A 10,997-nucleotide genomic window follows, 5' to 3' on the forward strand; every position below is an offset into this window, starting at 1 on the left:
GGAGGTTCGCGAACATGTCGGGCAGGGAGACGGTTCTCGACCTCTACTGCGGCGTGGGAACCTTCGCGCTGTCGCTGTCGCCGGACGCGGGCGAGGTTCTCGGCGTCGAGCGCGCCGAGGCGGCCGTCGATAGCGCCCGCCGGAACGCCTACGCGAACGGTGTGAACAACGCGCGCTTCGTCGCCCACGACCTGGACGGCGGTCTGCCATCGGCGCTCTCCGTTATCCAGCCCGATGTCGTCATCGTGGATCCGCCAAGAGCCGGGCTGCACGCGAACACGGTCCAGACGATCCGGGAGCTCGCGCCGGCGCGGATCGTCTCGGTGAGCTGCCATCCGGTTCCCCAGGCGGAGAACCTGCTCGCCCTGTGCGCCGACGGTTCCTACTACATCGCCGAGACGCAGCCGGTCGATCTCTTCCCGCACACGCCGCACGTCGAGAACGTCGCGCTGCTGATCCGGTCGCGGGGATAGCGCAGACGCGCTGCGCCGGAGCGCGAGCGTGACGACCTTCGCCCTGCCGAGAACTCGCCCTGGATCCTGCCGACGAATGCCGATGCCTGCCCTCCCATACGCCGAGATTCAGGAAGACCGAACAACATGTGTATGCTATGATTCCGTCTAGTGGTCAGTGACAGTGAATTGCCGGTTTGTCCAACCCCCACCCTAACCCTCCCCCATGCAAGGGGGAGGGACATAGCCTCCTCCCCCCGCGAAGCGTGGGGGAGGATTGAGGTGGGGGGAGACGAAGTCTCCAAAGTAACTGACCACTAGGTCACCACGATGGTCCGCCGCGCCGGCGAGGCGAACGCGGCGATGGTGAACCGCATCCGCGCGCAGCAGAACCTCGATACCCGGTTCCGAGCGCCCAGGCGTTCTCCGAATCGGACCGCGATGGGGCGGGATATGAGAAGTGGAAGGGGAGCAAGGAAGATGAACCGAAGAAACTTGACAGCGCTGCTGGCGCTCCTGTGGCTCGTTCCAGCTCTCTGCCGCGCGCTTCCAGACGGGGCAGTAGCGCGGTTCGGGAAGGGCTCCATCGACGAAGTGGCTTTCTCTCCGGATGGAAAGACGCTCGCCGTCGTGGGGAGCATCGGGATCCACCTCTACGACCCGGCAGACGGCGCGCAGAAGGCGTTCATCGAATCGGACGGATGGTTGAGCTCCGTCGCGTGGAGCCCGGACGGTCGGACCTTGGCGACGGGTTCTTGGGACGGGACGGCGCGTCTTTGGGACGCGGAAACGGGTCGGGAGCTGCGAGCCTTCACGCCGACACACGGGGGGGTCTGGTCGGTGAGTTTCAGCCCGGACGGTCGGACCTTGGCGACGGGTTCCTGGGACGATACGGCGCGTCTTTGGGACGTGGAGACGGGGACGGAGCTGCGAGCCTTCACGGGACACACCGCCTGGGTCACTTCGGTGAGTTTCAGCCCGGACGGTCGGACCCTAGCGACGGGTTCGGAGGACGAGACGGCGCGGCATTGGGACGTGGAGACGGGTCGGGAGCTGCGAGCCTTCACGGGACACTCCTCGACTGTCTGGTCGGTGAGTTTCAGCCCGGACGGTCGGACCTTGGCGACGGGTTCGTATGACGGGGCGCGTCTTTGGGACGCGGGAACGGGTCGGGAGCTGCGAGCCTTCGAAGGACACACTTCTGGGGTCACTTCGGTGAGTTTCAGCCCGGACGGTCGGACCTTGGCGACGGGTTCGGAGGACGTTACGGCGCGTCTTTGGGACGTGGAGACGGGGACGGAGCTGCGAGCCTTCACGGAACACACGGGCCGGGTCACTTCGGTGCGTTTCAGCCCGGACGGTCGGACCTTGGCGACGGGTTCTTGGGACAGGACGGTGCGTCTTTGGGACGCGGAAACGGGTCGGGAGCTGCGAGCCTTCACGGGACACATGAACCCGGTCTTGTCGGTGAGTTTCAGCCCGGACGGTCGGACCTTAGCGACGGGTTCGGATGACGGGACGGCGCGTCTTTGGGACGCGGAAACGGGTCGGGGGCTGCGAGCCCTCGCGGGACACACGGACTCGGTCTGGTCGGTGAGTTTCAGCTCGGACGGTCGTACCTTGGCGACGGGCTCTTTGGACGGGACGGCGCGTCTTTGGGACGTGGGAACGGGTCGGGTGCTGCGAGCCCTCGCGGGACACACCTCGGCTGGCTGGTCGGTGAGTTTCAGCCCGGACGGCCGGACCTTGGCGACGGGTTCTTTGGACGGGACGGTGCTCTTGTGGAATGTATCCGGGCGCTAGTGGTCAGTTACTTTGGAGATTTCGTCTTCCCTCACCTCAATCCTCCCGCACGCTTCGCGGGGGGAGGTGGCTATGTCCCCTCCCCCTTGCATGGGGGAGGGTTAGGGTGGGGGTTGGACAAACCGACAATCCACTGTCACTGACCACTAGGCAACGCGCAGCGGCAGGCTCATCCTCGTCCTGAAGCGGGCGGCTGCCGCAGATCGGCGGCGAGGGCTTCGGCGCGGGCGATGTCGCGCGCCATCCCGAGCTCGCGGAAGGCTTCGAGGGCGGCTTGCAGGTCGGCGTCGCGCCCCGGCGGCTGGCAGACCCGCGCGCGTTCCAGCAAAGCGCGGGCTTCCCACAGGCGCATGTTGACCGACCGGAAGAGCTCGAGGCTCGCCGTGAGCTCGCGTTCCCCTGTCGCAGCATCGCCCTGGGCGGCGGCGAGTCGTCCGAGAACCCATCGAGCGCGCGCTTGGATCGCCTTGCTGCCCATCTCGCGAGCGCGTTCGAGCGCGGTCGTCGCGAGGCTCCCTGCGCGGGCGAGGTTCCCGGCGTCCAGCTCGGCGTGCGCCAGGGCGACCTGCGTATCGGCGGCGAGGTCGCCCGCCTTGAGGGCTTCCGCCGCTTCGATCGCCTGTTCGAGGTATCCGCGCGCGGTCTCCGGGTCGTCCTGCTCCAAGTGCGTCTGTCCCAGGTTGTTCAGCGTCACGGCGAGCCCGAACCGGTTCCCTAGCCGCTCGAACGCCGTTCGGCATTCCGCGTAGAACTCGGCGGTTCCCGCGTAGTCGCCGGTTCCCAGCCGGACGTTCCCCAGTTGGTTGAGCACGTTCGCTGCCCCGGCAATGTCGCCCGCCTTCCGCCGCATCTCCAGGCAGCGCTGGTAGTGCTCCTCGGCGAGGTCGTAGCGGGCTTGGTCGAGATAGAGGTTCCCCAGGTTCTGGAGGACGGCGGCGACGCCGGTGATATCGCCCATCTCCTCGCGGACCGCCAGCGCGTGCCGGTACTGGCTCACCGCCTCGTCGATTCGACCGCGATGGTAGGACGCCAAACCCGACACGACGCACGCGTAGGCGATGTCCCGGCGGCTGTCTATCTGTTCGGCGAGCGCAAGGCTCTCGCGGCTGTGGGCGTCGGCGGCTTCGTAGTCGCCCGTGCGAAGCCGGATGAACCCGATCTGCCCGGTCACGCGGCTGCGTTCCCGCGTGGCATCTTCGGTCGCCAGCGCTTCGAGAGCGTCGAGACCCTCGGACGAGAGGCGGAAAGCGTCGTCGTAGTTCCCGCGCTTGAGGTGGACGTTGCCGATGGCTCGTAGGGCGCTCGCGTGGCGGACGGCGCGCTGCTCGCTGGCTAGCTGGGCGGCGTCCAGGGTTCCGATGAGCTGGTCGAACGCGGTGAGCGCGTCGTCGTAGTCGCCGGTGAGCGTAAGGACGTCGCCTTTGCCTTCGTAGGCGTCGAGGCGGATGCGGGCGGCTCCGGCGCCGTCGTCCGGTTCCATCTCGTCAGCGAATCCGAGCATCTGGTCGTAGCGGTCGATGGCAGCTTGGTTGGCGTAGACCTCCCGCGCCTTTGTCGCGCTCTCCTTCGCGTAGTCCGCCGCCTTCGCCAACGTCCTCCCCTCCGCGTAGTGATACGCGAGCACCTCGACCTGTTCGCGGAGACGCTCCGCGTACGTCCGCTCGATCGCCTCGCCGACGGCGTTGTGCAGTTCGCGCCGGGTCTTGAGCAGCAGCGTGCCGAGGCTCACCTCTTGGATATACTCCTGCTTGAACGCGTAGGTCAGCTCCGGCAGCGGTTTCGTCTCGACGAGCAGTTGGAGCTCCGTCAGGCGCTCCGTGTGCTGGACGATCCCGGCGAGATGCCAGCCCAGCTCGCAGAAGATCGCCGTCTCGAACGTCTGGCCTATGACGCTGCCCACCTGGAGGATGCGCCGCGCGTCTTCCGGCAGCGAGTCGAGCCTGCCCATGATGACGGCGTGGAGCGAGTCGGGGACGGCGACCTCCATCGGCGGCTGGGTCAGATGCCACCTGCCCTCCTCGCGGACGAGGACGCCGCTGTCGAGGAACGCCCGCAGTACCTCCTCGGCGAAGAAGGGGTTCCCGCTCGACTTCTGCACGATGACGTCGAGCAGGCGCTCGGACACGTCGTTGTCCTCGCCGAGGAGCCGATCCACGAGCGCGTGGATCGTGCCCCGCGAGAGCGTGTCGAGGGAGATCGTCGCGTGCCGATCGCATCCCCAGTCCGAGGCGAACTCGGGGCGATGCAAACCCATCAGCAGCCCGTGAGACTCGCTCACTCGCCCCGCCCAGAGCCGGAGCACGCGCGACGACGCCTCGTCCGCCCAGTGGAGATCGTCCAACACGAACGCGACAGGACGTTCCCGCGCTGCCGCCAGCATCGCGCGCACCAGGGCGTTGTCGGTCAACCGCTGGCGCGTCTGCCCGTCGAGCCCGTCGAGCGGTTCGGTCTCGACACCGCCGACAAGGCTCAGCAGGAAGGGTTCCGCATCGGTCAGGTCTTCGCCCGTCATCTCGAGGGCGCGCCGGAGCTTCATCGTGACGACCTCGGACGGGTCCGACTCGGCGACATCCGCCCAATCCACCAGAAGCCGGCGGAAGACGTAATAAGGAACCGACTGCGTATAGGACAGGCACGCCGCCTGGAACCCCGGCGACCCAGCCTCCCGGACGTGTTCCAAGAACTCGGCGACGAGGCGCGATTTCCCGGCTCCCGGTTCCCCGACGAGCGAGACGGTTCTTCCCGACGCCTCTCGCGCCTCGGCGAAGAGCTCGTCCAGTCGCGCCAGCTCGTCGTCCCTGCCGACGAGCACGCTGGGGAACCCCTCGATGCCGCGCAGGGGCTCCGGGTCGTCACGGACGGCGAGAACCTGGAACGCCGGGACGGGGCGCGATTTGCCCTTGAGCGTCAGCGGTTCCACTTCGGCGAAGCGGAACTGCCGTCTGCCCATCGCGTAGACGGTCTCGCTGACGAACGTCTGCCCGCGCTGGGCGGCGCTCTCCAGACGGCTGGCGACGTTCACCGTGTCGCCGATGACCGTGTAGTCCATCCGCAGGTCGGACCCTAGTCCGCCCGCGATGACCGTCCCGTAGTTGAGTCCCGTGTGCATGCCGACGGCGACGCCGTGCAGCGCTTGGAGCCGTTCGCTGTAAGCGTTCAGCCAGTCGGTCATCTCCAGGATGGCGAAGAGGGCGCGGGCGACATCGTCCTCGTGGGCGACCGGCGCGCCGAAGAGCGTCATGATGCAGTCGCCGATGAACTTGTCGATGTAGCCCTCGTACTTGTAGACGATCTTGACGAGTCCATCGAAGCACTCGTTCATGATCGTGTGGATCTGCTCCGGGTCCATCTTCTCAGACATCGCCGTGAACCCGGACACGTCGCTGAACATGACGACGACCTTGCGCCGCTCGCCGACGATATCGGTTCCGGCGTCGCGCATCTTGGCGACGAGCTCGGCGGGGACCTCGCCCGACACGGCGGCTTCGACCGCCTGCTGGTGGAGCGAGTCGAGCCGTACGGGGCTGGGCGCGGGCGTTTCGATGCGTTCCGGCGAGACGGGAACAGTCGGAGCCAGCGCGACATCGGCTGCCGCGTTCAGGGGCACGCCGCAGTTGCCGCAGTAGCGCGCGTTGGGCACGGTCGCCTGGCAGTTGGCGCAGACGACGCGGAGCGGCTTCCCGCAGCTTCCGCAGAAGCGCATCTCGACGGGGTTCTTGTAGGCGCAGTGGAAGCAGCGGGCTCTCATCGCGACCGCCTCACCGTGACGGGATCACCGAGGTCTGGCTCAGCCATGATCCGAATGCACTCGATCCGACTCGCAGGAGACAAGACGCGCCTGCGTCCGTTCACGGAGGATGATATTCGCCTGGCCTGCGAATGGCATCAGGATCCGATCGTGCTGCACTTCTCAGACACGGACGAGGTCTCCGAGCATTCCCTCGATGACGTTCGCGGCATCTACGAGGCGATGTCCGAGCAGGGCTTCCTGTTCGTCATCGCGACGGCGGACGGCACGCCCGTCGGCGAAGTGTGCCTGCAGTGGATGAACATCGAACGGGCAGGCGTCAAGCCCGGCGAGAAGGTGATGCGCTTCCCGATTGTGATCTGCGACCCGCGATACTGGGGCACAGCGTACCCCAAACGCCGGGAACAGGTCACTCATTGAATCCATGCGGTCAGTGGTATATTCTACTTCATCGTGGACGCAGCTTGCGGCAGGCCTCATGCTATCGGGGATTCCTTGTGGCAGCTGATCACAGACTGTCTGGCGAGTCTCGGCGAAGACATCGTCTTCTTGTCCATCGAGATGTCGTTGTGTGGTTCGGGGATGCGGATAGCCATCCGCTACGACCCCGGGCAAACCTGCTACTCCAGCATCTGGCCGCGTTCGGTCGCACGGGTAACGTGAAAGGAGTACGGGGCGTCAACGCCGGATGGCGTCGAAGTCCTTTGGGTGGCAATGGCGGGAAGCAGTTCTATCTCTGGTGGGCGCCCGGAGATGCCCCGCCGGTCCAAAGTCACCAGGAAGCGCACGAGTCCATCTTTGTTCGTGCGTGTCGGCACCATGATGAAACGGATACCCACATTCCATCTAGTGACCTGAGCGAGTACCTCGCTGATTTCGAAGCCCCAGATCTCGTCTTCAAAGACCGGTTTGGCACGGCACTCAGCGACATACAACACGATGTTGCCCGCGCGCACCAGCACACAGTCAGAGTGATCGAAGGTCCCCCAGGCTCAGGCAAGACAACTTCCCTCTGGCTGTCCGTTCTTCAGTCGGACATGGACCATATCTTATACGTCACACGGCACCAAGGTCTTGCAGACAACGCTCGACAGTATTTCGGGACGTTCGCGCCCAGTGAGAAGACGGTTCAGGTGCAGACATTTGGCGAGCTCATCGCCAGCATATCGGGACAGGCATCTATCTCAGGCACAATCGGTGAGAACCGCTTCAAACTCAGCAAACTCGTCCCAGTTGAGGGGTGCAGACCGTGGGATCCAGAAGACCTCTATGACGAATTCTACGCGTATGCCGTAGGTAGAGCACTTCCACTTAGCTTCCGCGGATTCGACCCTTATCTGCGCGTCGCCGAACCCGACAACTATAGGGACGTGCGGAGCCGCGTCATCGGAGAAGAAGCCGCTGAGGAGGCGGCTAAAATCCTACGAATCCTGTTGGAGCGAGAGACTGATTGGGCTTCCGTCTTTCCGCAGCCTGTTGCCGCTCAGCAAGCCATTGCGCGGTTGAGAGACGGCCTTCCGCCTACGACTCCGCCTTTTGGGGGGTTGTTCGTCGATGAGATACAAGATCTGACACCCGTGGAGTACTACGTCGTCATTCGACTCCTCCAGTGTATCAAGGAACAGAAAGGCACCACCCCAGACCTGGTCGTTGCCGGCGATGAAGCCCAAGTCGTCGTCCCCTCCGGATTCGATTGGGGAGAATTCAACGAGATGGCTTCCGCCCAACTTGGAGCCAAACCTGAAAAGTACAACCTAGATCACAATGTCCGCAGTCCCGGTGCGATTGCTCAAGTGATCAATAACACATGGGGGCTCTACAGGAGCTTCGACAAAGGCGCGCGACCGCAAGGCCGCGCGCGCGCGGCCGACGAGTACCACGCTACGGCAAATGTCATTTCGACGCACTGTGAGAGCGACGACGAACTCCGAAGCGTTCTCGATGCGGTGAGGCACAAGCCCGACTCGATGGTCGTATATCCGGGTGCATCCGTGCCGCAGGACCTCGCTGACAACGCTGCCATGGTCTCTGTGCCGGAACAGATCAAGGGACTAGAGTGTCGAGCGGTGGTTGTCATTGACTCTGGCAACCATCTTGTGCGAGTCAAGAAGAAAGCAGGCTCTGCGTCCGATGATGGACTCCACGCGCATCTGGGGAAGTTGGATATCGACCGCTTACGGGTCGCGTTGAGTCGATCCACGGAAACGCTCATTCTCCTTGAGCGGTCGCCGAACATCGACCGGAAAAAGGAGATCCAACGCCTCATTGACGGTGTGCCGAATGTTCTTCACTTCGCTCCCGACGAAGTGCTTGCTTTTGTACGTCACGAGGACGCCGACCCGGGTGAACTGCTCCTCCAGTTCATTGGCAGTATCAACGCTCTACTAGACAATGACCGAGTAGTAGATGCTCATAGGCAAGCCGATATCGCCTTGACACTAGCGAAGTCTCCGGGAGAGCCGGGAGCTGTCGAAGATGCGTCCATACGGCGCGAGCTATGCGAGGTAGTTGCCACGACGTTCTTCCGGGCTGCATTCGATGAGCGCAACGAGCAAGGGATCCCGAGTCAGGAACTACTCAATGACGCCGCAGAGCATTTCACAAGCGCGGATCAGAGTGGTACGGCCGAAGCGATTCGTTGCGTTCATCCGGCATCTGACAGGTGTTTGGCGCATCTGGAGCGCGCACAACATCTGAGGGCGTTGATCGACCGTCTACCGAGGGTCGACCCACGAGTCGCGACACTGTTGCATCAAACCGCGTGGGATGGGTTGACCTCGATTCTCGATGCGGAAGCGTCATCTCCCTCGACTGCGCTTGGCGATGTGCTCGAGGTCGCGTTCCTCGCGATCAAGTCGGGACTGTCTCGGTTGCACGATCAGGACCAACTGGGATCTGCGTTGGTCTCAATCGTCGGGTCGTCCGTCGCGCAAGCGGTCCTTGAGCAAGTGATCGAGGAGCGCGAAGTCGAATCACGAATTGCCAGGAGGTACGAGGAGCGACTGCATCGAGTACGCCAAGACGCGGAAGACGCACAGAAACGCCAGATCGAGCACCTTCAGCAACAGATCCAGCGACTTGATCAGAGAGCCAAGGAACTGGCGCAAGAGCGCGACGACGCAAGGAGTTCTAAGGAGAACCTCACGCAGCAACTGCATCGTGCCAAGCAGCGAGCAGACCAAGCTGAAGACGACGCATTGGGGATCGTACAAGACAGGATTCAGACAGATGCCAGAACAATCGAGCACCTTCAGCAACAGATCCAGCGACTTGATCAGGGAGCGAAGGAACTGGCGCAAGAGCGCGACGACGCATTGAGGATCGCAGAAGACAGGATTCAGACAGATGCCAGAACATACGCAGGCTTGGTCCGCCGTGAGAAGAAGAGGGCAGACCAAGCGGAGAAACGTGCAGACAACCTAGACCAGGACATCAAGGCACTTGAGGCAAGAGCCAGAGACCTTGAGCACGAGCGCAGCGAAGCGTTGCGACGGGCTCAGCATAGGGAGGATCAGATCCAACAACTTGAGGATCAGATCCAACAACTTCAGGACCGACTGAGCAGGCTGGGGATTGACGAAGCAATGCGAGGTAAAGTACATTCGCCGCCACTGTCCGTCCATCATTCGCCGCATCTGGGCGTCCCCGCCGGCGTATGGTATCCGTTCGACTTCGTCGTCACGTCGGATATGGCCGACCCGTTCCTTTGCCTCGCCTTCAATGTGACGAGCGGCACGGACGTCGAAGTATTTGTGTTCCACGAATCGGAGTACGCATCGTGGTCCGACGTAACGTCGCCCGGAGGGCCCAACGCGGAGCCAGTCTACTTCTCCGGACGGGTCGTCTCCGTGAGTCGTGATATCAAGCTGACGCGGCCAGGGCGCTACTACCTCGTTGTCAGCAACCGCTTCTCGGTCTTCACGGACAAGGTGATGAAGCTGGACGCCGATCTGGAGTACCAGTTGTAGGGCGGGCTACGCTTCAGGTTTCCGGGCGCGGTGGATGGCGTCGTCGTGCGACGGTTCGACAATCCGATTGCCAACGCTTCGAAGGACGACGAGAGATCAGGCGGCTGTCAAACGCCGTGCGGCGCGGCTCCTCGTCGTTCGATGAGATCGACCTGGAAATCACGCGCCGCGAGTACCTAGCATCCCAGTCCTCTATGTGAGCAAGCGGCCTGTCCCCTTGTTCTCCGCTTCTCACCCCTGCCCTCTCCCACACTAGCGAGGGCAACAGAACCTTCGAGAGACCAAAAGACCGTTCCGCGCGTCCGGTCATGATCACTCTCCGCGGGCTGTCCGGACCAGCGCATCCGCCCACTCGACGGTCGCCTGAGCGATGCGGACCGCTTCGCTGTATTCCTCCTCTGTGGGCGGCTCGAAGCCGGGATAGCGGGTAAGAACGGCAACGCGGGTCATGCGGACAACGGGTCGAATGTCGGACGGCAACCACGCTCCTGTCTGCTCGACAAGCCGAAGCAGCGCCCCCAGATCGTGAATGTAGGGAACTCGATCTCATGTTGAACGAGAGCCGCCTTGATCGTCTTCTCCGCCGCTTGTTGCGCGTGGAAGCAGAGGTCCTCGAGGAGCACGCCTTCCGGGTGTGCTCTTGCTAGCGCAAGATCGCTTCGCGCGCGAGTAAGCCATTCACGCGGGTCGTTCGGCGGATAGCGGGTCGGTTCCGGCACGGTAAACCTCTCTGCCTTCCTGAAGGGCGGACTTGACCACCAGGCAGTGCGTGTCGCGGTACCGCTCGACGTCTTCGGATGTCACGACGACCACATCCACCGCCTGCCCAACTCCGTAGAGGTTCTGGTAGATATCCCCCGCCATTCGGCTTCGGCTGTATTCGCCGGACTTGATGACCAGCAGGTCTACGTCACTATGCGGTCCCATCTCCCCACGCGCCGCAGAGCCGAAGAGCACGATCCGTTCGGGTTGGGCGACTTCAACGATACGTCGGACGATCTCGCGAAGCACGTTTTCGTTTGGAGT

At 63.5% G+C, this 10,997-nt stretch carries 7 protein-coding genes and 1 pseudogene; 4 read left to right on the forward strand and 4 right to left on the reverse strand.

The genetic code is table 11. The annotated features are described in order from the left end of the window. Positions 1-14: 14 nt before the first annotated feature. Both FJZ36_15565 and FJZ36_15570 read left to right on the forward strand, forming a co-directional pair. A complete protein-coding gene (locus FJZ36_15565; protein MBM3216318.1) occupies positions 15-473 on the forward strand; it encodes a class I SAM-dependent RNA methyltransferase in 459 nt (152 codons plus the stop codon). A 309-nt stretch (positions 474-782) separates the two neighbouring features. After that, on the forward strand, positions 783-2,255 hold the full coding sequence (locus tag FJZ36_15570) for a hypothetical protein (GenBank protein ID MBM3216319.1): 1,473 nt from the start codon (positions 783-785) through the stop codon (positions 2,253-2,255). A 169-nt stretch (positions 2,256-2,424) separates the two neighbouring features. Here FJZ36_15570 and FJZ36_15575 read toward each other — a convergent pair whose 3' ends face one another. Next, positions 2,425-6,003 carry a tetratricopeptide repeat protein gene (locus FJZ36_15575; GenBank protein MBM3216320.1) on the reverse strand — a complete coding sequence of 1,193 codons (3,579 nt, stop codon included), beginning with the start codon at positions 6,001-6,003 and terminating at the stop codon, positions 2,425-2,427. 150 nt (positions 6,004-6,153) lie between these two features. Here FJZ36_15575 and FJZ36_15580 point away from each other — a divergent pair, with 150 nt between their 5' ends. Then, positions 6,154-6,423 (forward strand): hypothetical protein, encoded by a 270-nt coding sequence (locus FJZ36_15580; protein ID MBM3216321.1) that lies wholly within the window; start codon positions 6,154-6,156, stop codon positions 6,421-6,423. Between the two features lie 200 nt (positions 6,424-6,623). On the opposite strand, the gene FJZ36_15585 is transcribed toward FJZ36_15580, so the two are convergent. Beyond that, complete coding sequence (locus tag FJZ36_15585; protein MBM3216322.1) at positions 6,624-6,959, reverse strand: hypothetical protein; 336 nt, start codon at positions 6,957-6,959, stop codon at positions 6,624-6,626. Between the two features lie 177 nt (positions 6,960-7,136). Between FJZ36_15585 and FJZ36_15590 the strand changes: the two genes are divergently transcribed. Continuing rightward, complete coding sequence (locus tag FJZ36_15590) at positions 7,137-9,971, forward strand: hypothetical protein (protein MBM3216323.1); 2,835 nt, start codon at positions 7,137-7,139, stop codon at positions 9,969-9,971. Between the two features lie 312 nt (positions 9,972-10,283). Here the strand turns inward: FJZ36_15590 and FJZ36_15595 are convergent. Continuing rightward, positions 10,284-10,690, reverse strand: a pseudogene (locus FJZ36_15595) (HEPN domain-containing protein). Further along, positions 10,650-10,982, reverse strand: coding sequence for a nucleotidyltransferase domain-containing protein (locus tag FJZ36_15600; protein ID MBM3216324.1), 333 nt, complete (start codon positions 10,980-10,982; stop codon positions 10,650-10,652). Before FJZ36_15600 ends, FJZ36_15595 begins: the two are co-directional and overlap by 41 nt. Positions 10,983-10,997: the final 15 nt, after the last annotated feature.

This window comes from Candidatus Poribacteria bacterium, from assembly GCA_016866785.1.
Lineage (GTDB): Bacteria > Poribacteria > WGA-4E.